This window comes from Gaetbulibacter sp. M235 (genome assembly GCF_043876835.1).
GTDB lineage: Bacteria > Bacteroidota > Bacteroidia > Flavobacteriales > Flavobacteriaceae > Yeosuana.
In genome coordinates this window covers 78,242-101,802 of sequence record NZ_JBAWJZ010000002.1, presented here as the reverse complement: position 1 = coordinate 101,802, position 23,561 = coordinate 78,242, and the positions used below count along the sequence as shown (strand labels likewise).

At 32.4% G+C, this 23,561-nt stretch carries 21 protein-coding genes; 12 read left to right on the top strand and 9 right to left on the bottom strand.

What is annotated here, in order from left to right; translation table 11 throughout:
* Nucleotides 1–26: 26 nt before the first annotated feature.
* Genes V8G69_RS03040 through V8G69_RS03030 form a run of 3 tightly spaced genes read right to left on the bottom strand, consistent with a single transcriptional unit; the run spans nucleotide 27 to nucleotide 4,093 of the window.
* The gene (locus V8G69_RS03040) at nucleotides 27–2,618 is read right to left on the bottom strand and encodes a carboxypeptidase-like regulatory domain-containing protein (RefSeq protein WP_394880292.1); all 2,592 of its coding nucleotides are present in this window, start codon (nucleotides 2,616–2,618) and stop codon (nucleotides 27–29) included.
* Nucleotides 2,599–3,513, bottom strand: a complete 915-nt coding sequence (locus V8G69_RS03035) for a FecR family protein (RefSeq protein WP_394880290.1) — start codon at nucleotides 3,511–3,513, stop codon at nucleotides 2,599–2,601. Before V8G69_RS03035 ends, V8G69_RS03040 begins: the two co-directional genes overlap by 20 nt.
* A 58-nt stretch (nucleotides 3,514–3,571) precedes the next feature.
* A complete protein-coding gene (locus V8G69_RS03030; RefSeq protein ID WP_394880289.1) occupies nucleotides 3,572–4,093 on the bottom strand; it encodes an RNA polymerase sigma factor in 522 nt (173 codons plus the stop codon).
* Nucleotides 4,094–4,292: 199 nt separating this feature from the next.
* Between V8G69_RS03030 and V8G69_RS03025 the strand changes: the two genes are divergently transcribed.
* The 4 genes from V8G69_RS03025 (at nucleotide 4,293) to V8G69_RS03010 (ending at nucleotide 7,474) form a co-directional block, all read left to right on the top strand.
* On the top strand, nucleotides 4,293–5,345 hold the full coding sequence (locus V8G69_RS03025) for a hypothetical protein (RefSeq protein WP_394880288.1): 1,053 nt from the start codon (nucleotides 4,293–4,295) through the stop codon (nucleotides 5,343–5,345).
* Between the two features lie 105 nt (nucleotides 5,346–5,450).
* Nucleotides 5,451–6,221 carry a membrane metalloprotease gene (locus V8G69_RS03020; RefSeq protein ID WP_394880287.1) on the top strand — a complete coding sequence of 257 codons (771 nt, stop codon included), beginning with the start codon at nucleotides 5,451–5,453 and terminating at the stop codon, nucleotides 6,219–6,221.
* A 57-nt stretch (nucleotides 6,222–6,278) separates the two neighbouring features.
* Complete coding sequence (locus tag V8G69_RS03015) at nucleotides 6,279–6,845, top strand: porin family protein (protein ID WP_394880285.1); 567 nt, start codon at nucleotides 6,279–6,281, stop codon at nucleotides 6,843–6,845.
* Nucleotides 6,846–7,018: 173 nt separating this feature from the next.
* A complete protein-coding gene (locus tag V8G69_RS03010) occupies nucleotides 7,019–7,474 on the top strand; it encodes a hypothetical protein (RefSeq protein ID WP_394880283.1) in 456 nt (151 codons plus the stop codon).
* Nucleotides 7,475–7,545: 71 nt separating this feature from the next.
* On the opposite strand, the gene gyrB is transcribed toward V8G69_RS03010, so the two are convergent.
* Together gyrB and asnB are read right to left on the bottom strand one after the other, a co-directional pair.
* Nucleotides 7,546–9,495: a DNA topoisomerase (ATP-hydrolyzing) subunit B gene (gene gyrB, locus V8G69_RS03005; protein ID WP_394880282.1), complete on the bottom strand. Its 1,950-nt coding sequence runs from the start codon at nucleotides 9,493–9,495 to the stop codon at nucleotides 7,546–7,548.
* A gap of 367 nt (nucleotides 9,496–9,862) precedes the next feature.
* A complete protein-coding gene (asnB, locus tag V8G69_RS03000) occupies nucleotides 9,863–11,536 on the bottom strand; it encodes an asparagine synthase B (RefSeq protein ID WP_394880280.1) in 1,674 nt (557 codons plus the stop codon).
* 170 nt (nucleotides 11,537–11,706) lie between these two features.
* Here asnB and V8G69_RS02995 point away from each other — a divergent pair, with 170 nt between their 5' ends.
* Complete coding sequence (locus tag V8G69_RS02995) at nucleotides 11,707–12,978, top strand: YCF48-related protein (protein ID WP_394880279.1); 1,272 nt, start codon at nucleotides 11,707–11,709, stop codon at nucleotides 12,976–12,978.
* Between the two features lie 55 nt (nucleotides 12,979–13,033).
* Here V8G69_RS02995 and V8G69_RS02990 read toward each other — a convergent pair whose 3' ends face one another.
* Nucleotides 13,034–13,663, bottom strand: a complete 630-nt coding sequence (locus V8G69_RS02990) for a 7-carboxy-7-deazaguanine synthase QueE (protein WP_394880277.1) — start codon at nucleotides 13,661–13,663, stop codon at nucleotides 13,034–13,036.
* Between the two features lie 104 nt (nucleotides 13,664–13,767).
* Here V8G69_RS02990 and V8G69_RS02985 point away from each other — a divergent pair, with 104 nt between their 5' ends.
* The 7 genes from V8G69_RS02985 to V8G69_RS02955 are packed head-to-tail and all read left to right on the top strand — an operon-like array spanning nucleotide 13,768 to nucleotide 19,318.
* Nucleotides 13,768–15,315, top strand: coding sequence for a helicase HerA-like domain-containing protein (locus V8G69_RS02985; protein WP_394880275.1), 1,548 nt, complete (start codon nucleotides 13,768–13,770; stop codon nucleotides 15,313–15,315).
* A 39-nt stretch (nucleotides 15,316–15,354) separates the two neighbouring features.
* Entirely contained in the window at nucleotides 15,355–15,918 is a 564-nt protein-coding gene (locus V8G69_RS02980; RefSeq protein WP_394880274.1) for a hypothetical protein, read from the top strand.
* A gap of 10 nt (nucleotides 15,919–15,928) precedes the next feature.
* Complete coding sequence (locus V8G69_RS02975) at nucleotides 15,929–16,903, top strand: YitT family protein (RefSeq protein WP_394880273.1); 975 nt, start codon at nucleotides 15,929–15,931, stop codon at nucleotides 16,901–16,903.
* An 8-nt stretch (nucleotides 16,904–16,911) separates the two neighbouring features.
* Nucleotides 16,912–17,274 carry a cupin domain-containing protein gene (locus V8G69_RS02970; RefSeq protein WP_394880272.1) on the top strand — a complete coding sequence of 121 codons (363 nt, stop codon included), beginning with the start codon at nucleotides 16,912–16,914 and terminating at the stop codon, nucleotides 17,272–17,274.
* Nucleotides 17,274–18,101: an alpha/beta hydrolase gene (locus tag V8G69_RS02965; protein ID WP_394880271.1), complete on the top strand. Its 828-nt coding sequence runs from the start codon at nucleotides 17,274–17,276 to the stop codon at nucleotides 18,099–18,101. The genes V8G69_RS02970 and V8G69_RS02965 overlap by 1 nt, the downstream gene beginning before the upstream one ends.
* 21 nt (nucleotides 18,102–18,122) lie before the next feature.
* A complete protein-coding gene (gene rluF / locus V8G69_RS02960; protein WP_394880270.1) occupies nucleotides 18,123–18,890 on the top strand; it encodes a 23S rRNA pseudouridine(2604) synthase RluF in 768 nt (255 codons plus the stop codon).
* Between the two features lie 5 nt (nucleotides 18,891–18,895).
* The gene (locus tag V8G69_RS02955) at nucleotides 18,896–19,318 is read left to right on the top strand and encodes a VOC family protein (protein ID WP_394880269.1); all 423 of its coding nucleotides are present in this window, start codon (nucleotides 18,896–18,898) and stop codon (nucleotides 19,316–19,318) included.
* An 8-nt stretch (nucleotides 19,319–19,326) separates the two neighbouring features.
* Here the strand turns inward: V8G69_RS02955 and V8G69_RS02950 are convergent, their stop codons facing one another.
* The 3 genes from V8G69_RS02950 to V8G69_RS02940 form a co-directional block, all read right to left on the bottom strand.
* The gene (locus V8G69_RS02950; RefSeq protein WP_394880268.1) at nucleotides 19,327–20,208 is read right to left on the bottom strand and encodes a bifunctional 5,10-methylenetetrahydrofolate dehydrogenase/5,10-methenyltetrahydrofolate cyclohydrolase; all 882 of its coding nucleotides are present in this window, start codon (nucleotides 20,206–20,208) and stop codon (nucleotides 19,327–19,329) included.
* A 39-nt stretch (nucleotides 20,209–20,247) separates the two neighbouring features.
* Nucleotides 20,248–21,576: a signal recognition particle protein gene (ffh, locus tag V8G69_RS02945; protein ID WP_394880267.1), complete on the bottom strand. Its 1,329-nt coding sequence runs from the start codon at nucleotides 21,574–21,576 to the stop codon at nucleotides 20,248–20,250.
* 183 nt (nucleotides 21,577–21,759) lie between these two features.
* Nucleotides 21,760–23,496, bottom strand: coding sequence for a hypothetical protein (locus tag V8G69_RS02940; protein WP_394880266.1), 1,737 nt, complete (start codon nucleotides 23,494–23,496; stop codon nucleotides 21,760–21,762).
* Between the last annotated feature and the right edge of the window lie 65 nt (nucleotides 23,497–23,561).

The following is a 23,561-nucleotide window of genomic DNA, read 5'->3' as shown; positions in this document are numbered from 1 at the left end:
TTAACCGATTTTTTATGCTTTAACAATTAGAATTTTAATCTAAAACTTACATTAGGTGTTAATTCTAGAGAGTGGTTATCTATCTCAATAGTTGTATTTGAATCATTTGGATTTACTTTATAATACCTGTTAATCGCATTCTTTCTATCCAAAATGTTTAAAACGCCTGCACGCAATGATGCCTTGATAGTTTCTGATATTTTGAAAAAATAACTAAAAGAGGCATCCAATCGAATAAATTCATCTAAATTTTCGCTATTTGGCGTATCATAATTAACTGTAGTAGTAGTTCCATCACGTACAGTTTCATTTCCTTCAACTGGTTTTGTATAAGGCTTTCCCGTTCTCCAAATACCTCCAACCGATATTTTTAAATTTTCTAAAATATCATAATTAAAAGCCATGGACACCGAGTGCCTAACATCAACATTGTTTGGAAAAACCGATGGCGTAAAGGTTTTAAATTCATAGTTATTAACACTATAGGTATAACTTAACCAATTACTAAACCTATTGGTTGTTTTGTTAATTAAAAATTCCACACCTTTTGCCGTATAATTTCCAGAAGCATCTCTGTATTGAAAATCATTGTAAAACCCTTGATTGGAAGCGGTAATTCCTTCAACAAATTTATAAAATCCTTGAACATCCAAAACCAAATTATTATGGTTAAAGTCAAACCCAAAAGATACTTGTTTGCTTATTGAAATTGGGATGTTTTGTGCATAGGGCTGCGTACTTTCTGAATTGGGCTTATTTTGCTCATTAGCCAAAATCCAACGTCTATTTTCAACACCTAGAAAATTATCTTGAAAATCAACAATCTGCGTCGCCGATTGATTTTTGAATTCTCCTTGCAACTTCACTGCAAACTGATTAGTAAGCTTTTGCCTTAAATTCAATCTAGGTTCAATAATTATTTTATTGAATTTTTGAAAATAGTTAGACCTAACGCCTAGTCTCAAATATGTACTGTTTTTTTTAAATTCTACCTCAGTAAAAAAAGCATGATTAAGCAAGACATCTTTTTTTTCACGTTCATAGGATGGTGAGCTTACCGTGGTTCCGTTTAAAATACCAATTTCATCAAACTGATAGCCATTTAACAAATTTAGATTGTTATTAATTTTGTAATTGGTCTTTAACTTAACGCTGGTTTCTAAAACCTCATTGGTCTGGGTTAATTTTTGATCTGTTTCAATTCTATAATCAATAGCATCAACATTGTATTTTGAATAAAACGCACTGAGTTCTGAGCTAAAATCTGACGTCCATATACCACCCCAATTTACACCTGCTCCAATATTTTGTTGTTTTAAACTACTTGTTTTAGATTCTTTATTATTGGCATTATCTATAAAACTTTCCTCATAATCTAGGGTATTATTAATACCAATAATGTTAGCTCTAAACTTATGCTTTTCATTAAGATCAAATAATAATTTGGCCGTATAATCATAAAAAAAGAACTTAGAAGACCTATTGCTTTCGCTTATATTGCCATTATTGGTTGTTAATTTACTGTCTTGAAAACTACGTTCAAAGTATTTATCATATACTGGAGATTTATAAAAATCGGTAAAAGACCGCCTACCTGAAACATGTATTGCCCATTTTTTGCTTAATGGTATTTCAAAAAAAGCATCTCCACTAAGTAAATTAGCGCCAATCCCCCCTGAAACCTCTTTTCCTATTTTGTCTTTTGTAAACATACTTATAGTACTTGACACACCATCACTAAATTCACTAGATGTACCGTTTTTAGTAACGATGACCTTATTTGTTAAATTAGGGTTGTACGCAGAAATGAGTCCAAAAAAATGCCCCGCATGGTACATTTTAATATGATCCCAAAGCATTAAGTTTTGGTCGTTTGTTCCACCTCTAACATTAATATTAGCTATGCTCTCATTAACACTTTCTACACCTGGCAATGCTTGAATGGACTGCAAGATATCTGGTTCTGTAAGTCCTGGTAAAATACCAAATTTTTCGGTATTTAAAACGGTACTACCATCAATGAGTTTTTGCAAACCCGTGGTTAAAAATTTAGAAATCAATACCTCATTAAGTGCTTCACTCTTTTCACTTAAAATAATTGTTTTACAATTACTATTACTATTACTATCCCATAGTTCTTTAGCTGCAAACGTTTGTGTCTCATAACCTAAAAATGAGATAGCAATAATTTCATTTAACGCAACATTATCAAGTTGAAAACTGCCTTCTTCATTGGTAATAGTACCTTTTGTTGAATTATTGATTACAATCGAAGCACCAAATAATGGTACAGTATTAGTGCTTGAAACTAGCTTACCACAAATGGAAATTGTTTTATCTAGTGGAGAAATAGTAATGTAGCGCTCGTTAAGAAATTTAAAATTTAATAATGTATTAGCATTAAGATTTTCAATAATTTGATTTAGCGTATCCGATTCATTAGGCATATTAACCACAACATTTTCAACCTCATTAACCGAATATGAAAATTTTACTTCAAAGCGTGCTTCCAAAGCCGATATAACATTAATTAATGATTTCTTTTCTTGAGCTTGAAGAGAAAAATAATAACAAATGAAAAATAAAGCGAAAAAATAATTAGTGCGTGGCATAGTCATATAATTCAACTTTATTACCATTTATTTTATAACTTAGTTTTAGAGGAATGGTTACTGATTGTAATGCTATGTTTATATCATTATGTGTAAAACTTCCAGAGAACATAACTGATTCGTCTATATTTTTAGCATCAACAACAATATCATACTGAATTTCCAATTCGTTAATAACTTGCCATAACGGGACATCTTCAAAGGTTGTTTCCTTAGTCAACCACGAGGGATTTTCTGCTATAAAATCTTTGACCTTGCTTATCTTGTCATTTATAACCCTAAATGTTTTCCCCGGTTTTAATATAGTTCTATCACTTCCGTGAGTAACTCTTACAGAGCCTTCATAGCATTGTACCTCAAAATAATTGGTGCGTTCTTTCACATTAAAATGCGTACCCAAAACTTGAATGGTCCCTGCATTTGTTTTTACAGTAAATTTTTTGCCTTTGGTTACTTTAAAAAAAGCTTCACCTTCTAAATCAAGAGTTCGTTCCTTTTTCCAAAGTTTTTTGTTATAGGTTAATTTTGATTGGGCATTTAAAATAACTTCAGAGTTGTCAGGAAGATTAAAAGTTTCTATTTGTGCGATTTCTGTTGAATAAGACTTCATATTATTAAAGAACAAAAAATATGAAGACGTTAACATTAACAGCAAAATAGCAGCAACTTTCATAAATGTTTTAAAATTTAAAGAAATGACTTTGGGTTCATGCTTAACTAAGCTTTTTGCATTAAAATCTGCCAAGGCTTTTTGTGCATTAACTTTAGGTATATCTAACTGTTTAGCATAAAAACCCGCTTTTTCAAGTGTAGAAAAATCTTCATCTGGATATAGTTTCTTAATTTCCTCAGTAGATATTTCTCCTTCAAACCATTTTAATATGTCATGTTCTTTATTCATTATTATATCGCTTTGTATTATTAAGACACCAAAATATTTGTTTTCCCTACCGTAAAAGTTAAATTTTAATTTCTTCTACTTTCTCACGTAATATTTTTAATGCGGCAGACATTCTTTTTTCAACTGTTTTTTGTGAAATATTTAGTAATTCTGCAATCTCCCTATATTTCTTATCTTCCATTCTATTCAATAAAAACACCTCGCGTTGCTCTTCTTTCAAACTTGAAATAGCTAAAAGTAATTTCTTCTTAAACTCATCTTCTTCCATTAAATACTCAGGACTCAGATTTGTTTTATCCATATAAGGCACTTCTTTTGCATAGCTCATAACAACCTTTTCATGTCGCACTGTATTTAAAAACATATTATTAACGGTAGTAAATAAATAGGTTTTTGCTTTGGTAAAGTCAATTTTGGAACAGTTCTCCCAAATTTTAACAAAAGCATCCTGAACAAAGTCTAAAGAAATAGCTTTATCTCCACATTTATAAAATGCAAAATTATTGGCAGACTGAATATGTTCTAAATAAAACGAGTTAAAATAAGATTCTTCACAAAGTTTATGCTTTGGGCTATCCATAAGTTTTTAATAAAGTAGATTAGCACAAAAATATAAAATAAAAACATAATAATTATTTGACTAAAAATCAATGCTTTATATATTTATATCAAAAAAAATAACAAAAATTATAGGGTAAATTTAAGCATAGGGGTCTTAAATACAGAAAGCGAAAAAATCGCTGTGAAAAAGAATTAAATAAACCCAAAAAATTATTATCATGAAAAATTTAAAATTTATTACCGCAATCTTATTAATGTCTTTTATAGGATTAACCTCGTGTCAAAATGAAATGGACACAGAAAACGGTCAAAACCCAAACACTAACAATGCAAATTCTCAAACCGCTAGTAACCTAGAACGCTCATCTATGTACGATGGTAGTTTTGACGATTTTTTAGACGGCATGTCTTGTTCTTCTATTTTATTCCCTGTTACTGCAACGGTTAATGGCACAAAAGTAACCTTAATTAGTGAAGCCAATTACAGTTTAGTTTTAAACCTACTTAGCCAGTTCAACAATGATGAAATTGTTTTTCAATTCCCATTATCTGTAAGGTTAAGCAACTATACAGAAGTGGAAATCGCAAATCAAGCAGAATACGATGCATTGGCTAATGCCTGTTCAGAAGCTGAGAACGCAGGAGACTTTGCCATTAATTGTTTGGATATAGATTTTCCTATCACTGTTTTAACCTATAATTTAAATTTAGATCAAACAGGCAGTGTTGTAATTGGTTCTAATGAAGATCTATACACCTTTATGAAAGACTTTGGCAATGATGAGTTGTTTTCTATAAACTACCCAATAACAGCGACCCTAAAAGGTGAAAACAATACTGTTATTGAAATAACAAGTGATATGGATTTACAATCTAGAATTACTGAGTGTTTATCTAATGACGCCGCTAAAGATGATGCTAAAAATAATGCCAACTCGTTGGGAACCATACTGGTTGATGGGGCATTTAAAGTAAAGTCATTTGTTTCTGCCGGTGTTGATACGGCTAACGATTATGCAAATTACAGCGTAGATTTTGCAAACGATTTATCATGTACAGCACATAATATCTTAAACACAACCATTAATGACGTAGAAGGAACATACGAAGTGACATCAGATCTTGAAGTGTTTTTAAAATTGACTTTTTCTGGAAATGCCTCTTTTGAGTTATTGAATGAAACCTGGAAAGTAACTAGCTATTCTGAAAGTTCAATCTCTCTACAAAGCACTACAAATGCTACTATAACATTGGTTTTATCTCAAATTTAAAAAATCAATAGTACATTTGCTACATTTGTTATGTGTAGAACAGCTGTCAGTTTTGGCAGCTGTTCTTAAAACAAGTTTAAAATTCAGGTCATAAAATACATTACAATGAAATTTAAAGTCTCAATAGCCATTTTTTTCTTTTTATTTTTAATACAATCTTGTAGCACAAATGAAATAAGTGACAAAAATACCGATATTACCATAGCCAATAAAAAAACAACTGGAACATCGGCTCATGATCTTTTATCGGATGACACGTTCACTTCCATGGTTATTGAAGTTGTCTATGTTGAGGGTTATGCTCCTACACAAACCGCCATTAACAATTTTGTAAATTTCATTAAGGCAAGAACCTATAAACCTAATGGTGTAAGTGTACAAACTAGATCAATAGTATCGCCCGGTGAATCACAATACTCTATAGAAGATATCCGCGATATTGAAGATGCTAACAGAACTGCATATAATACAGATTCTCAAATTGCAGTTTGGGCTTTTTTCACTGATGGCGAATCAGACCAAAATACAGATACTAGTTCTATAATAGGAACTGCCTATAGAAATACGTCGTTTGTTATTTTTGAAAATACCGTTCATGATTTTAGCAATAACAATTTTGAGCCTCCAAGAGATCTATTGGAAACCACTGTTATTGAACATGAATTTTGCCATATTTTGGGGTTGACAAATTTTGGGTCGCCCATGCAAAGTTCTCACGAAGACCTGGATCATGAAAAGCATTGCAATGTTGACACTTGTTTGATGTATTGGGCATCAGAATTTGGGTCAGGAATTGGTAACATGCTTGGATCAAGCAGTATTCCTCAGCTAGATTCACAATGCCTTGCTGATTTACAAGCAAATGGTGGGAAATAAAAAATTCTTTAAACCCTAAATCATAATACAACGAAAACTACAGCTTTAATATTTATAATGTTTTCTTGTGCCTTTTTTTCTGTAAAAGCACAAGAAAACATTAAACCAAACACATCCCATGCTGGTCTTAAATTTGGCTACAACATGGCATCGGTTAGTTTTGATGGAGATACCGAAACAGGAAAAAGACATGGATTTCATGTTGGCTTTTATGGTGAATCCTTTATATCTGAAATCACTACCATTCAAGTTGAAATTTCATACTCACAACAAGGATATGAGTTAAAAGACAATAGTGGTACTTTTACACAAAAACTAAATTATATAAATGTACCTGTATTGTTAAAAGTATATCCAGACAAAAACTTCTTTTTAGAAGCCGGCCCCCAAGTTAGTTTAGCTATTTCACATAGAGAGGAGTATGATAGTAGCTTCAATTTATTTAATTCAACTAAAGAATACGATCCAGACAATTTTGACTGGGGTATTAATTTTGGTGGCGGATTTAAAACCAACTCTGGCTTATCACTTGGGGTTAGATATCTTTTAGGACTGGGAAATGTATACAACCAAGAAAGTCCTAAAAACAGACTTTTGCAATTCTCATTAGGGTTTGATTTATAAGACGAAAAAGGGTTACCCAAAATTGCGTTCTGGTAGGCACACTTCCAAAATTTATTTCCAAATCATTTTCTAATTTAAAATCTAAAACTTCCATAGGGTAAAAAACTTTTCAAGTGTCTTATTACTGAACGCTCATCTAGAGTAAATCATTAATAATATTAAAATTAAAAGTTATGAAATCATTTAAAACATTAACGTTCATTTTAGCTTTTGGGGTATCATTTATAACAAATGCACAAAAACCTGAAGCCTCTAACGAAAAAAAAGCCAGTAAAGAATCATATTACAGAAAAAGAGCCTTAGAAGATGCTAAATATGAACAACAGTTCAGTGCCGAAACTAAAGCTGAAGAAGAAACATTTTGGAAGGATCAACAAAACTACGAAAACAATTTAAAAAAGAAAGATAGAAAAGCTTACAAAGCTTATATGAAAGGTAAAGAGGATGCTTACGCTAGTCATTATGCACATTGTGATCATCATTGCCATCACAGTGATTATTATTATCATCAAGCCACATTTTATTATTACGGATATGACAGATATTATTATGAGAGATATCCACGAAGAAATACAATTAGCACAAGTGTACGGGTCAGTACTCCAAGTGTAAGTTTAGGTTTGTTTTAATTGAAAAAGCTATTTAAACAAAAAAAAGGTTGTCTAATGAAGACAACCTTTTTTTTTAATAATGATGACTACTAAGCATCAATTTTTGCATAAACAGCATTTTTCTCGATAAACTCTCTACGAGGCGGTACATCATCTCCCATAAGCATAGAGAAAATTCTATCAGCTTCAGAGCCATTATCAATTTGAACTTGTCTTAAAATTCTAAATTCTGGGTTCATGGTGGTATCCCATAATTGTTCTGCATTCATCTCTCCAAGACCTTTGTATCTTTGTATCCCAGCACTTCCACCCATACTTTCAACTACCTCATCGCGTTCTTTTTCAGACCATGCATATTGCTTTTTTGCACCTTTTTTCACTAAATATAAAGGAGGAGTTGCAATATATATATGACCGTTTTCAATAAGTTCTTTCATATATCTAAAGAAGAACGTTAAAATAAGCGTTGCAATGTGACTACCATCAATATCGGCATCACACATAATAACAACTTTATGATAACGCAACTTTGAAAGATTCAATGCCTTACTATCTTCTTCAGTACCAATAGTTACTCCTAATGCCGTAAAAATATTTTTTATCTCCTCGTTTTCAAATACTTTATGAACCATTGCTTTCTCAACATTAAGAATTTTACCTCTTAACGGAAGGATTGCTTGAAACGCTCTATCTCTACCTTGTTTTGCAGTTCCACCCGCTGAATCTCCCTCTACAAGAAATACTTCGCATTTTGATGGATCCTCTTCAGAACAGTCACTTAGTTTACCAGGTAAACCACCCATACTCATAACGCTCTTTCTCTGAACCATTTCACGAGCTTTTTGAGCCGCATGTCTTGCTTGAGCTGCAAGAATAACCTTTTGAACTATAATTTTAGCATCATCAGGATGTTCTTCAAGATAATCACTTAACATTTCAGAAACCGCTTGACTAACAGAAGCAGAAACCTCTCTATTCCCAAGTTTTGTTTTTGTTTGACCTTCAAATTGAGGTTCTTGAACTTTTACTGAAATAATTGCCGTTAGGCCTTCACGAAAATCGTCTCCTGCAATATCAAACTTTAGTTTATCGGTTAAACCAGAAGTATCAGCATATTTCTTTAAGGTCATTGTTAATCCACGACGAAACCCTGCTAAATGTGTACCACCTTCATGAGTATTTATATTATTTACATAAGAATGTAAGTTTTCAGCATAAGATGTATTATAAATCATGGCAACCTCAACCGGAACGCCATTTTTTTCACCTTCAAAAGAAATAACTTCTCTCATTAAAGGTTCTCTATTACCATCTAAAAAACGAATAAATTCTGGCAAACCTTCTGTTGAATGAAACGTTTCCCCTTCAAAATCACCATTATCTTTTTTAGATCGTTTATCTGTTAAGTGAATAATAATTCCTTTGTTCAAAAAAGATAATTCGCGCATTCTACTTGCAAGCGTATCATAACTATATTCAACAGTTTGAGTAAATATAGTAGGATCTGGAGTAAAAGTAACTGTAGTACCACGTTTATCGGAAGTGCCTATTTGCTTTACTGGATATAAGGCTTTACCACGCTCGTACTCTTGCTCGTAAATTTTCCCATCTCTATATACTGTTGCTCTTAAATGTTGAGATAAAGCATTTACACAACTCACCCCAACTCCGTGCAATCCTCCAGATACTTTATAAGAATCTTTATCAAACTTACCTCCTGCTCCAATTTTGGTCATTACAACCTCAAGTGCAGAAACACCTTCTTTTTTATGTAAATCTACCGGAATACCACGTCCATCATCTTCGGTAGTTATTGAATTATCTTCATTAATTATTACTGTAATATTATTACAATGTCCTGCAAGCGCTTCATCAATAGAGTTATCAACCACTTCATATACTAAATGGTGTAAACCTCTTGTACCAACATCACCTATATACATCGATGGACGCATACGTACGTGCTCCATACCTTCTAATGCCTGAATACTATCTGCCGAATAATTGTGTTTATTAAACTCTTCCTTAGGTTCGCTCATATTATGATTAAATATTGTTTATTTAAATTTTTTACTTCATAAAAAAAGATGCTTTTTGCATCCTTCTGAATACGAACAAATATACGAAATAATCAGCCTTTTAAAAAGCATTTTATCGACTCATTTGTATAATTATCAACATTTGTTAATTACTTAAAAGTTGCTTAAATCGCCTAAAAAGCGCCTTAATTTAAGTTTTGATGTTGTTTTTAAATTTTAAAATTAGGAAAAATTAAAAAATGTCTTAGAAGCGATATTTCAAACAAATTAAATAGGTGATTTTCTGAAATAGATCCTATAAAACACTTAAAAAAATAAAAAAGACCAATTAAAAATTGATCTTCTTTATTCTAAAATGTATTAAAATTTAAGCTTTCACATAAGCATCATCATGTACTTTTGCAACTGCTCTACCACTCGGGTCGTTCATATTTTTAAAAGCTTCATCCCACTCTAAAGCAATTTTTGTACTACAAGCAACACTTGGCTCTTGAGGTACACTTAATGCCGCTGCGTCACTTGGGAAATGTTCTTCAAAAATAGAACGGTAATAAAACTCTTCCTTGTTTTGAGGTGTTTGAATTGGGAATCGGAAATGGGCATTTTTCATTTGATCATCACTAATTTCCTTACCAACCATTTCTTTTAAAGTATCAATCCAGCTGTAACCAACACCATCACTAAACTGTTCTTTTTGTCTCCAAGCCACACTTGCAGGAATCATATCTTCAAACGCTTTTCTAACAACCCATTTCTCCATGCGTTCTCCGTTAATCATTTTATCTTGAGGGTTGATTCTCATAGCTACATCCATAAATTCCTTATCTAAAAAAGGAACACGTCCTTCTATTCCCCAAGCAGCTAAACTTTTATTAGCTCGCAAACAATCATACATATGAAGTTTACTTAATTTACGAACAGTTTCTTCATGAAATTCTTTAGCGTTTGGTGCTTTATGAAAATATAAATAGCCTCCAAATAATTCATCTGCTCCTTCTCCAGAAAGTACCATTTTTATTCCCATAGATTTAATAACACGCGCCATTAAGTACATAGGAGTGCTGGCACGAATTGTTGTTATGTCATAGGTTTCAAGATTGTATATTACATCTCTGATAGCATCTAAGCCTTCTTGAATTGTAAATTTAATTTCATGATGAACAGTTCCGATATGGTCGGCAACTTTTCGAGCAGCAGCTAAATCTGGTGAACCTTCTAAACCAACAGAAAACGAGTGTAATTGTGGCCACCATGCTGCTTGTGTATCATCAGACTCTATTCTCTTTTCAGCATATTTTTTCGCAATAGCTGAAGTTACTGACGAATCTAATCCTCCAGACAACAAAACCCCGTAAGGCACATCACTCATTAATTGTCTGTGAACAGCAGCTTCTAAAGCTTCTTTTATTGCCCGAATACTAGTTTCATTATCCTTTACTGCATCAAACTCTGTCCATTCCCTGTTATACCATTTAACAAATTCACCATCTCTACTTGACATATAATGCCCTGGAGGAAATAATTGAATTTTTGTACAAACACCTTCCAAGGCTTTTAATTCTGAAGCCACATAGAATGTTCCGTTTTGGTCCCATCCAATGTAAAGTGGAATAATTCCCATGTGATCTCGAGCGATAAAATACTCATCTTTTTCAACATCGTAAATAGCAAATCCGAAAATACCATTCATTTCATCAACAAAATGAACACCTTTCTCTTTATATAAGGCTAATATAACCTCACAATCGCTTTCTGTTTGAAACTCATATTTACCAACAAATTGTTTACGCAATTCGCGATGGTTATAAATTTCTCCATTTGCGGCCAATATAAGCTTTCTATCATCACTAAATAGAGGTTGTTTTCCTGAGGCTGGATCAACAATAGCTAAGCGCTCATGAGCCATAATTGCTTTATCATCACTGTAAATCCCACTCCAATCTGGACCACGATGACGAATTCTTTTAGACATTTCCAATAACTGTGGTCTTAAATCTTCAGACTTCTGTTTTAAATCAAATGCACATACAATTCCACACATATCTTTTATTTTTATATTTTTTATTGTTTTAATTGAGAAGGCAAATATGTATAATAAATTTATATTTATACATATAAATTTAATTAATGCTTATATATTAATATATAAAACTATATTTTAATATCATATTGTAACTTTAAAATATGTTTTTTCTTATTTATATTTACAATATGAAATATTTAATTTTTTTACTATTTGCATTTAGTATAACTAGTTTTTCACAAACTTGGCAAAAAACAAGCATTAAAAGTAATATTAATGGACAACGCTATGATGATGTCTATTTTTTAGATGAAAACATTGGATGGGCCGCAAATGGATATTACGCTTCTGTTTACAAAACTATTGATGGAGGCAAAACTTGGGTTGATCAATTAAATGAATCTACATTAGGAAGCAATTATTATTTCAGAAATATAGAGTTTTTGAATAGTGATATTGGCTTTTTAGGAACTTTAAACAACAAATTTTTTAAAACTATTGACGGTGGTGAAACTTGGAATCCTGTAACCAATATTTCCCCATATCCTTTTGCTATTTGTGGACTTTGCACTGTTGGTAGCTCAACCGTTTATGGTTGTGGTGCTTACTTTACTCCTGCTTACATTATAAAATCTACAGATAGTGGTACAACATGGAATTATATTGATATGTCTACTTACGCAAATGCTCTGGTTGAAATATATTTTTTAGATGAAAATATTGGGTTTGTCTCTGGAAGAAATGATAATGGAGGTACAATTTTAAAAACTACAGATGGAGGGCTTACTTGGACTGAAATATTCAATTCTAATATTGTTGGTGAATATGTTTGGAAATTACAGATTTTAGAAGCCAACAATGATGTGATTTTTGGTTCGATTGAATCGGTATCACCCAATCTTGGAAAACTTATAAAATCAACAGATGCCGGATTAACCTGGAATAGCTATAATGCTCCTGAAACCAACATTCAAGCTGTTGGGTTTTTAGATGAAAACCGTGGATGGATGGGTGGACATACCACAGGTTTTTATGAAACCTTAAATGGTGGTCTAACATGGACAAACCTTAATATAGGAGGAAATTTAAATAGGATTTTCTTCATCAATAACTCGTTAGCATATGCATCTGGAACTTCAATTTATAAATTTACAACCGAAACATTATCTGCAAATACCGATTTAAACCTCAAAGGATCTTCTTTAAAAATTTCGATGAAAACCAACCCAGTTAAATCTTTTTTAGAATTCAATATCCTTTTTGAAAAGGCCGACAACATTCTTATTGAACTTTATAACATCAACGGTAAGTTTATCAAACAATTATCAAGAGAATCTATACAAACCTCAAATACAGAAAAAGAGTATTCGATTTTTGTGGGTGATTTGGCTTCAGGCACTTATTTTGTTAATTTTCATAATAATTATATGAGGGAATCTTTGAAATTCATTAAAGAATAAATTCAAAAAATTAAACTTAAAACGAAAAAGCCTTGAAAATTTCAAGGCTTTTTAATTACGGAATATTTAAATATTTATGTGTTTGCAACGATACTTTCCACTTTGGATTTTTCATCACATAATCTACAATTTCAGGAATCACTTTATCTCGCTTACTCCATTCAGGTTGTAAATACAAAATACAGTTTTTGTTTACTCTTTGCGCTTGTTCTTCTGCAAAGCGAAAATCGTCTTTATTATAAACTATCACCTTAAGTTCATCTGCCCTATTACAAATTTCATCAGTTGGCAACTTTAATTTTTTAGGGGATAAGCAAATCCAGTCCCAAAAGCCGGTCAATTTATAAGCCCCAGAAGTTTCTATATGAACTTTCATGCCTTCTGCCTTTAACTTAGTTGTTAAAGAAGTCATGTCCCATGTCAAAGGTTCTCCACCAGTAATCACAATGGTATTACTGTGCTTTTTTGCATTAGCAACAATTTTAGAAACATCAGTCGGCGGATGCAAATCTGCATTCCAACTCTCTTTAACATCGCACCAATGACAACCTACATCACAACCTCCAACCCTAATAAAATAAGCAGCTGTTCCTTTATGATAGCCTTCTCCCTGAATGGTATAAAACTCTTCCATTAACGGAAGCATTTCACCTTTATCAACTAATTCTTTAATCTCTTTATTCATAAGTTTGCAAAGATACTATTTTGCTTACTAAATGTTGATAGTTTTATATATCTTGTTTGTAAGAATTAAATTTGAATAGTTATTTTTATACAAAATTATTTAGAATGGATATTAAGGAAACTTTTTTTAATTATATAACCGAAGGCAATGTTTGCAAAGGAGACTTTATCCCAGTTGGTGCTGCCATGTTAGATGGTGAAACAATTACTAATGCATTAGTAAAAATTCCATTAAAAACTTTAAACAGACATGGTTTAATTGCCGGAGCAACTGGAACAGGTAAAACAAAATCCCTACAGGTTCTTGCTGAAAATTTAAGTGACAAAGGGATTCCTGTATTGCTAATGGATATTAAAGGAGATTTAAGTGGTTTGGCTCAACCAAGTCCTGGTCACCCAAAAATTGATGAACGCCATGCGAAAATTGGAATTCCATTTGAACCAAAAAAATTTCCTGTTGAAGTTTTAACTTTATCCGAACAAGACGGTGTTAGATTACGTGCTACTGTTAGCGAATTTGGCCCGGTTTTATTATCTAGAATTCTTGATCTATCAGAAGCTCAATCTGGTGTTGTTGCTGTTATTTTTAAATATTGTGACGACAATAAAATGCCTCTTCTTGATTTAAAAGATTTCAAAAAAATATTACAATATACTACTCAGGAAGGTAAAGAAGAGTTTGGAGAAGCTTACGGACATATTTCAACAGCTTCTACAGGTTCTATTTTGCGTAAAGTTGTAGAGTTAGAGCAACAAGGTGCTGATTTGTTTTTTGGTGAAACTTCATTTGAAGTCAATGATTTATTACGAATTGATGAAGATGGCCGAGGCTACATAAATATTATTAGATTAACTGATATTCAAGACAGACCAAAACTATTTTCAACTTTTATGTTAAGCCTTTTGGCTGAAATTTATTCAACTTTTCCAGAGCAAGGTGATAGCGATCGACCTGAGTTAATTATATTTATAGACGAAGCACATTTAATATTTAATGAAGCATCAAAAGCATTACTTAATCAAATTGAAAGCATTGTAAAACTAATTAGAAGTAAAGGTGTAGGTTTATATTTTGTAACCCAAAACCCAACAGATGTTCCTGAAGCAGTCTTAAGTCAGTTAGGTTTAAAAATACAACATGCATTACGAGCTTTTACAGCAAATGACAGAAAAGCTATTAAACTTGCAGCACAAAACTATCCTGATTCAGAATATTATGATACTGCTCAAGTTTTAACCTCATTAGGAACAGGAGAAGCCTTGGTTTCAGCTCTTGATGAAAAAGGAAGGCCAACACCTCTTGCCGCAACTATGATGCGAGCTCCTATGAGCAGAATGGATATTTTAACAGATTCTGAATTAAACGAACTGCATTCTAAATCAAAAATGGTAAAAAAATACAACCAAACCATTGATAGAGAAAGTGCCTATGAAATGCTTAATGAAAAAATAGACCGCGCTGAAGCTGAAGAAGCTAAAGAAAAAGCCAGACAAGAGAAAGAAGCGCTTAAAAAAGCAGAATCAAAAGAAAGAAATACCACATCAAGTTCAAGACGACGAAGTTCTGCAATGAATCCAGTTGTTAAAGTACTCACAAGCGCTACTTTTATTAGAAGTGTTTTTGGTATTTTAACCAAAGTCATGAAAAAGTAAGCAATTCATTTTTAAACATTTAAACACACTTAATTTTATATGAATAAATCATTTTTATATCTCATCATCTTGTTTTTATTATTTGCAAGTTGCAACAAAGAACAAGACCCTTTTCAAATAGGAAAACAACATATTGGCTTATTAACAGATTCTACACAAGTAAAGGATCTTGAAGCTATTTTTTCTAAAGATTCAATAGTTAAAAGCCTTAACGATACCGAGTTTACCAGAAATATTAACGATATAGAAGTTTTTGAAAAAGGAGGAAAAAAATTATTAAGTATTAGCCCAAGAAAACCATTAGATTCTACTTCATACATTCAAAGTGTACGTGTGTTTGACCCAAGATTTAAAACAGACAAAAAACTTTCTACAGAAAGTACGTTTAAAGATATTGCAAGCAATTACAAAATTACAAGAATTGATAATTTAATCAATACCATCGTTGTAACTGTAAACGAAATTAATGCTTCTTTTACTATTGACAAAAAAGAGTTACCTGCCAACATGAGATTTGACATGAGTTTAAAAATGGAAGCAGTACATATTCCAGATAATGCTAAAATCAAGTTCTTTTTCTTGAATTGGAATAAAACAGATTAGTTTTTAAAGTATGAATCCTTTCATTTCAAAAATATTAATAGATGTTGCCCGCAAAAAAATAAAAAAAAAGCAGGGCTCAAGTCCTGCATCCAACGAACAGATTGCTCCTTTAGTAAGAAACTTACAGGTAGAATTATCCCATACAATTAAGGATTCTATTTTTATAATCATTGGGGTTTTTGCGGCAGGATTTGGCTTAAAAGGATTTTTATTTCCAAACCAATTTATTGATGGCGGAGCAACTGGTATTTCATTATTATTAGAAAATATTACTAAAATAGATTTAAGTTATTTATTGATTTTAGTAAACATCCCGTTTATAATTCTTGCGTCAAAAACCTTTAATTTAAAGTTTGCTATCAGAAGTATTCTTGCTATCACTTTATTAGCATTTGTGGTACATTATATAGATTACCCTATAATTACTCAAGATAAATTACTTATTGCTGTTTTCGGTGGTTTCTTTTTAGGATTAGGAATTGGAATGTCCATGAGAGGTGGTAGTGTGATTGATGGCACAGAAGTTTTGGCTATTTTTTTAAGTAGAAAACTATCACTAACCATTGGTGATGTGTTACTTATCATCAATATCATTATTTTCTCTTTTGGAGCTTATATTTTATCCATAGAAACGGCTCTATATGCTATTTTAACCTATTTAGCTGCAGCAAAAACAGTTGATTTTGTAGTTGATGGTGTAGAAGAATATGTAGGCGTTACCATTATTTCAAATCATCATGAAACCATAAGAATCATGCTTATTGAAAAACTAAGAAGAGCTTGCACTATTTATGCAGGTAAAGGTGGATACGGAACACAAGGCAAAAGCTATGATAAAGATATTATTTACACTATTGTAACCCGATTAGAACTTGCCAAATTACAGACAGAAATTGATAAAATAGATAAAAATGCTTTTGTAGTTATGGGCACAGTTAAAGACTTAAAAGGCGGAATGATTAAGCGCAAACCAATGAAAAGCTAAAAATCGAAATGAAAAAATACACCATTCAAAACAACCCATTTATAGTACCTACCAACGATGGAAAAATAATTAAAGAACATTTTGGTTTGGCTACTGATGGCAATTCTAAAATAAGCATTGCTCATATGATTGCTCCTGCAGGTTGGAGTGAACCATTTCAAACGCCAGAATTTGATGAATTCACATTTATCATAAAAGGAAAAAAACAGTTTATCATAGAAGGTGAACAAATTGTTTTAGAAGCTGGCCAATCAATAAAAATTGAGAAAAACACCAGAGTTCAATATTCAAATCCTTTTACAGAACCTTGTGAGTATATAGCAATCTGTACTCCTGCCTTTTCAATAAATAGTGTTAACAGAGAAGATTAATGGCATCTTTTTTAATAAAAATTGTTGGCTCGTCTATTAATGGTTTAAGTTATTTCTCAAAATCTTACGCCGCAAACAAAGCTTTATCATTATTTTCAAAACCCAGAAAAGGGCAAATCAATAAAGCACAGTCTGCTTTTTTAGATACAGCCATTAAGGGAATTTTGTATTATGATTCCCATAAAATAATGACTTACAAATGGAGTGGCACAAAACAAACCATACTATTGGTTCATGGTTGGGAAAGTAATTCAGGCAGATGGAAACCACTTATAAATCATTTAAAAGAAAAAGATTATAACATCATCGCTTTAGATGCACCTGCTCATGGAAACTCTGGCAGTGAATATTTTAACGCCCTTCTTTATGCAGAATTTATAAATGTAGTAGCCAAAAAGTATAATCCAAATATTATTATTGGACATTCTGTTGGAGCTATGGCAACCGTTTTTTTTCAGAACAAATATCAATTAAATAGCATTCAAAAACTGGTACTTTTAGGCTCGCCCTCAGATTTTAAAGATGTTTTAAAAAGATATACAGATATGTTAAATTACAATCAACGTGTTACAGAACACCTCGATATTGTAATCTTAGAACAATTCGGATCTTCTCCAGAATCCTTTTCAACAGCTAAATATATTGAAACCATTGAATCTGAAGGATTGATCATTCATGATGAAGATGATAAAATCATTCCTTATAACGATGCGCTTCGTATTAAAAAGAATTATAAAAACAGCAAACTCATCACAACTAAAGGTTTAGGTCATTCGCTTAACCACAAATCTGTAACCTTGCAGATTTCAGAATTTATTGAGAGCTAAAGTTCTTATCTTTGCAAAACTATGGAAGAACAGTTAAAAAGAATCAATAAATATTTAAGTGAAGTAGGCTATTGTTCACGAAGAGAAGCGGACAAACTTATTGAAGCTGGTCGTGTTACCATTAACGGTGTAATACCTGAAATGGGCTCAAAAATAAGCCTTAATGATGTTGTTGAAGTAGATGGAAAACCGGTTATAGACTCAAAAGAATCATTTGTTTACTTAGCGTTTAATAAACCTGTTGGTATTGTTTGCACTACAGATACAAGTGTTGAAAAAGATAATATTATTGATTTTATTAAATATCCTAAACGCATTTTCCCAATAGGAAGATTAGATAAACCTAGTGAAGGCTTAATTTTACTTACCGACGATGGAGACATCGTTAATAAAATACTTAGAGCCAGCAATAATCACGAAAAAGAATACATTGTAAAAGTTGACAAACCCATCTCACAAACTTTTATTGAACGCATGTCTGGTGGAGTTCCATTGGCAGAATTAGATCGTGTTACAAAAAAATGTAAGGTAGAAAAATTAAGTACTTACGAATTCCGAATCATTTTAACACAAGGCTTAAACAGACAAATTCGTCGCATGTGTGAGTATTTGAATTACGAAGTAGAAACACTTAAACGTGTTAGAATAATGAATATTAAACTTGATATGCCTGTAGGCAAATATAGAGAGTTAACTGAAGAAGAACTTAGTGAGCTTAACATATTAATTCAAGATTCAACCAAAACATATAGTGAATCAATTAACAGACAAAGAAATCAAAGAAGCTAATAAATATGTCGACAATTTCTCCTTTTCATTTAGCAATTCCTGTTCATAATTTAAATGAATGCAGAGTATTTTATAGAGATGTATTAAACTGTGAAGAAGGTAGAAGCAGTGACCATTGGGTAGATTTTAATTTCTTTGGACACCAATTGGTTATTCATTACAAACCAAAATCCGATGAAGCTTTACACACAAATCCTGTTGATGGAAAAGATGTGCCCGTGCCACATTTTGGGGTTGTTTTACCCTGGAATGATTTTCAAACTTTTGCAAATCATTTAAAAGCAAAAAACATTCCATTTGTAATTGAACCATATATAAGGTTTGCAGGTCAAGTTGGGGAACAAGCAACCATGTTTTTTTACGACCCTTCAGGAAATGCTCTGGAGTTTAAAGCTTTTAAAGATTTAGGGCAATTATTTGCTAAATAGCCTAAAAACTATTGCATCCTATGGCGCTCTCTTGCCAATAATGTGTTTTTAAGTAACATGGCAATAGTCATTGGCCCTACACCTCCCGGAACCGGAGTTATAAAACTGGCTTTTTTACTCACATTATCAAAGTCAACATCTCCAGTTATTTTATATCCTCTTGGTGAAGATTCATCTGCAACTCTTGTGATACCAACATCAATAACAACAGCATCATCTTTAACCATTTCTGCTTTTAAGAAGTTTGGTACACCTAAGGCTGAGATAATAATATCTGCTTGAGACGTAATTTGTGTAATATTCTTTGTATGGCTATGGGTTAATGTTACTGTTGAATTTCCTGGAAATCCTTTTCTTCCCATTAAAATACTCATAGGGCGACCCACAATATGCGAACGACCAATTACAACAGTATGTTTTCCTTTGGTTTCAACGCCATAACGTTCCAATAATTCCAATATTCCGAATGGAGTAGCTGGAATAAAGGTTGACATATCTAAAGCCATTTTACCAAAATTTGTTGGATGAAATCCATCAACATCTTTATCAGGATTAACTGCTAATAACACTTTTTGAGTATCTATTTGTGGAGGCAATGGTAATTGAACTATAAACCCATCAATCTCAGGATTATTATTTAACTCATTAATTTTATCAAGCAATTCAATTTCACTTGTTGTATTTGACATTTGAATCAATGTAGATTCAAAACCTACACGCTCACAAGCTTTTACTTTGCTACCAACATATGTTAAACTAGCACCATCATTACCAACTATAATAGCTGCCAAATGAGGTACTTTTTCACCTTTATCCTTCATTTTTTTTACCTCAGCAGCGATTTCATTTTTAATATCGTCGCTGATTTTTTTTCCGTCTAAAATTGTCATATGTGGTGTATTTTATTTAATCTCTTTTAGTAAAATTAATTAACGCATGTTTTTCATCATTTGCATCATTTTCTTGCCGCCGCCACCTTGCATCATTTTCATCATTTTACTCATTTGGTCAAATTGCTTTAACAACTGATTAACTTGTTGCACTGATGTACCCGAACCTTTTCCTATTCTAACCTTTCTGCTAGCGTTGATAATGGCCGGATTTGTTCTTTCTTTTGGTGTCATGGAGTGGATAATAGCTTCAATACCTTTAAAAGCATCGTCATCAATATCAACATCTTTCAGCATTTTTCCTGCTCCTGGAATCATCCCCATAAGGTCTTTCATGTTCCCCATTTTCTTGATTTGCTGAATTTGTTTTAAGAAATCATCAAACCCAAATTGGTTTTTGGCAATTTTCTTCTGAAGTTTTCTAGCTTCTTCCTCATCAAATTGCTCTTGTGCACGTTCAACTAACGAAACAACGTCACCCATACCAAGAATACGGTCTGCCATACGTGCTGGGTAAAACACATCAATAGCTTCCATTTTCTCACCAGTACCAATAAACTTGATAGGTTTGTTTACAACCGATTTAATTGAAATAGCAGCTCCACCACGAGTATCACCGTCTAATTTGGTAAGGATAACACCATCAAAATTCAAAACATCGTTAAATGCTTTTGCCGTATTTACTGCATCCTGACCTGTCATAGAATCTACCACAAATAAGGTTTCTTGTGGTTGGATGGCTTTATGAATATTAGATATTTCTGTCATCATAACCTCATCAACAGCCAATCGACCAGCAGTATCTATAATAACTACGTTATAACCATTTGCTTTAGCGTGTGCAATACCTGCTTTTGCAATGGCAACCGGATCATTGTTTCCTTTATCACTAAAAACTTCAACGTTAATTTGTTCCCCTACAATATGTAATTGATCAATAGCCGCAGGACGATACACATCACAAGCAACTAATAATGGTTTTTTGGATTTTTTATTTTTAAGATAATTAGCAAGCTTTCCAGAAAAAGTTGTTTTACCAGAACCTTGTAAACCTGACATTAAAATAATACTTGGAGTACCAGATAAATTGATTCCCTCGGCATCGCCTCCCATAAGTTCGGTCAATTCGTCTTTAACGATTTTAACCATTAACTGACCTGGTTGTAACGTGGTTAATACGTTTTGTCCTAATGCTTTATCTTTTACTTTGGTTGTGAAATCTTTTGCAATTTTAAAGTTAACATCGGCATCTAAAAGCGCACGTCTAACTTCTTTTAAAGTTTCTGCAACATTAACTTCTGTAATACTTCCATGTCCTTTTAAAACATGTAATGCTTTATCTAACTTATCGCTTAAATTATTAAACATAGTTCTTCATCAATTTTTAAGATGCGCAAATTTAAGGATTTGAAGTTTATTATAGAAGTATCAAACTATAAAAAAGCAGGAATAAAAAAAAGCTGCCAAATCGATAGATTTGACAGCCTGTATAAAGGAAATTTAAATAATTAACCTAACCAACCGAATTTATGAAAATCCTCCTTTATTTTTTCATTGTCTTTCTAAAACTAAAATGCTTTCAACAGTTCCGCTTGAACTAAAATCTTTTAATTCGATTCTTGTTTCTGAAACGGATGTTATTCTCCATCTGTAATTAAATTCTTGGAAAGATGCTTCAATTCCAAAATTTAAAGCAAGACGTAAACCATCATTTCTATAAGATAACCAAGAACCATCTATGATACCATTATTGGGGTCTGTTACTTTCACCAAACCGTTTTCCATGAAATCAATACTGTACATGAAATAGTTTTCGGTCTTATCAACATTTTCATCTTGATAAAGGGCCACACTCCAAACACCAGCATTAAGCACATTTTCAATAAAAGTTACATCTGCATCACCGCCAAAACAATGCCTTTCTAATTCCATTTTATTATTCAAGTTTTCAAGCTTAATAAAATCCGGCTCTAAAGATGTAATTAACCATACCAGTTCTAAATCGGCTCTGCTTTCTAAATGGATTTGCAATGCAAAACCAAGGTTTAGTTGCAAGATATCCCATGTTCCGGCTATAAGTTCACCGTTTACACGAATTTTAACAGTGTCATCTGCAAAGAATTTTAAAGGTGTTCCTATATAATTATCTTCATTGTCGTTTCCATCAACACTTAATCGATCAACTCTCCAATAGCATTCTGTTAAGTAATTTTTTATCCTCTCTACTGTTTGTTCAAAAACAATATCACAGTTTTTTTGTAAAATTATTTTATTTCCTCCTTCTGTAAATAGTTTTATTCTATCATATTCAATATCATAAACAAACCATTCTAAGGTAAAATCAACTAAAGTATCAAATTCAAGTTTTATTAAAGCACCATTGTCTGTTATGCGTGTGCTCCAAGTGCCTGTTAGCATATCTCCGTTTCTTGCGTGCACCTTAACAATTCCACCATCTTCAAATAGCATTGCAAAATCACGATATTGATCATTTAAGTTCTGTCCGTTTCTATCCATATCATGGACAACCCATGGGCAAGTAGCCAAAAGTGTATCTAGGCGTTCTTTAGTAAAATCATTGTCATGAAAATCATTATCATCATCTTCATCGCAGGCATCTTTGGCATCTTGAATGGTAGCTTGCAATTCTTGATTATTGTTAACCACTACAGTTGACCCATCGCTTAACACCATGGTTACAGGAAAATCAATACTGGCAAAAACCTCTCCTTCTTTAACACGTTCAATAAAATGATGCAATTGTCTGTCGCTTTCAACAGTCACAACATCAATCACCTGGAACTGTGTGTTATAGATTGAAAACGAAATAGGGTATTGGAAGTCTATACACTCAATATCGTCGTCCGGTTCACCCTCACCAATACATTGCTGTACCAATTCTTGTAGTTCTGCACTATTGTTAATAGTTACTTCTGTATGGTCTGATAAAATAATGGTGATAGGGAACATTATTTCCAAATTATCATCATCGTCATCAAACTCATCAAAAACAGCTTTAATAGCTGCATAATCTTCTTTAGAATCAATAATGATTTCAATACCATTTACAATAACCGTAACGGGTAAATCAACTGACAGACAATTTGCTTTGTCAATGATATTGTCTTCAGACCCGTCTTTGATCGATGTATTGGCCATCAAACTTGTTAACGTTGACGACGCAACAAGCGCTTCTCCTTCTGTAGGAGGAGTTACCTCAACAACTTCTTGTTGGCAAGACATAAACATTAAAAGGGCAAAAAAAGGTAGTAATAGTAATTTTTTCATGATTTAAAATTTAGTTTGACATAGGGCAATTTTTATATAAAACATTTTAGGTTTAAAAATCCCTA

Bases quoted from the DNA above. Each gene is read 5' to 3' on its own strand.
- V8G69_RS02995 (WP_394880279.1), top strand. From the start codon at position 11,707: ATGAAATATTTAATTTTTTTACTATTTGCATTTAGTATAACTAGTTTT.
- V8G69_RS03010 (WP_394880283.1), top strand. From the start codon at position 7,019: ATGAAATCATTTAAAACATTAACGTTCATTTTAGCTTTTGGGGTATCA.
- asnB (WP_394880280.1), bottom strand. From the start codon at position 11,536: ATGTGTGGAATTGTATGTGCATTTGATTTAAAACAGAAGTCTGAAGAT.
- V8G69_RS02950 (WP_394880268.1), bottom strand. From the start codon at position 20,208: ATGACAATTTTAGACGGAAAAAAAATCAGCGACGATATTAAAAATGAA.
- V8G69_RS03020 (WP_394880287.1), top strand. From the start codon at position 5,451: ATGAAATTTAAAGTCTCAATAGCCATTTTTTTCTTTTTATTTTTAATA.
- V8G69_RS02985 (WP_394880275.1), top strand. From the start codon at position 13,768: ATGGATATTAAGGAAACTTTTTTTAATTATATAACCGAAGGCAATGTT.
- ffh (WP_394880267.1), bottom strand. From the start codon at position 21,576: ATGTTTAATAATTTAAGCGATAAGTTAGATAAAGCATTACATGTTTTA.
- V8G69_RS02940 (WP_394880266.1), bottom strand. From the start codon at position 23,496: ATGAAAAAATTACTATTACTACCTTTTTTTGCCCTTTTAATGTTTATG.
- V8G69_RS02970 (WP_394880272.1), top strand. From the start codon at position 16,912: ATGAAAAAATACACCATTCAAAACAACCCATTTATAGTACCTACCAAC.
- V8G69_RS02975 (WP_394880273.1), top strand. From the start codon at position 15,929: ATGAATCCTTTCATTTCAAAAATATTAATAGATGTTGCCCGCAAAAAA.
- V8G69_RS03030 (WP_394880289.1), bottom strand. From the start codon at position 4,093: ATGGATAGCCCAAAGCATAAACTTTGTGAAGAATCTTATTTTAACTCG.
- V8G69_RS03040 (WP_394880292.1), bottom strand. From the start codon at position 2,618: ATGACTATGCCACGCACTAATTATTTTTTCGCTTTATTTTTCATTTGT.
- V8G69_RS02990 (WP_394880277.1), bottom strand. From the start codon at position 13,663: ATGAATAAAGAGATTAAAGAATTAGTTGATAAAGGTGAAATGCTTCCG.
- gyrB (WP_394880282.1), bottom strand. From the start codon at position 9,495: ATGAGCGAACCTAAGGAAGAGTTTAATAAACACAATTATTCGGCAGAT.
- rluF (WP_394880270.1), top strand. From the start codon at position 18,123: ATGGAAGAACAGTTAAAAAGAATCAATAAATATTTAAGTGAAGTAGGC.
- V8G69_RS02965 (WP_394880271.1), top strand. From the start codon at position 17,274: ATGGCATCTTTTTTAATAAAAATTGTTGGCTCGTCTATTAATGGTTTA.
- V8G69_RS03015 (WP_394880285.1), top strand. From the start codon at position 6,279: ATGTTTTCTTGTGCCTTTTTTTCTGTAAAAGCACAAGAAAACATTAAA.
- V8G69_RS02980 (WP_394880274.1), top strand. From the start codon at position 15,355: ATGAATAAATCATTTTTATATCTCATCATCTTGTTTTTATTATTTGCA.
- V8G69_RS03035 (WP_394880290.1), bottom strand. From the start codon at position 3,513: ATGAATAAAGAACATGACATATTAAAATGGTTTGAAGGAGAAATATCT.
- V8G69_RS02955 (WP_394880269.1), top strand. From the start codon at position 18,896: ATGTCGACAATTTCTCCTTTTCATTTAGCAATTCCTGTTCATAATTTA.
- V8G69_RS03025 (WP_394880288.1), top strand. From the start codon at position 4,293: ATGAAAAATTTAAAATTTATTACCGCAATCTTATTAATGTCTTTTATA.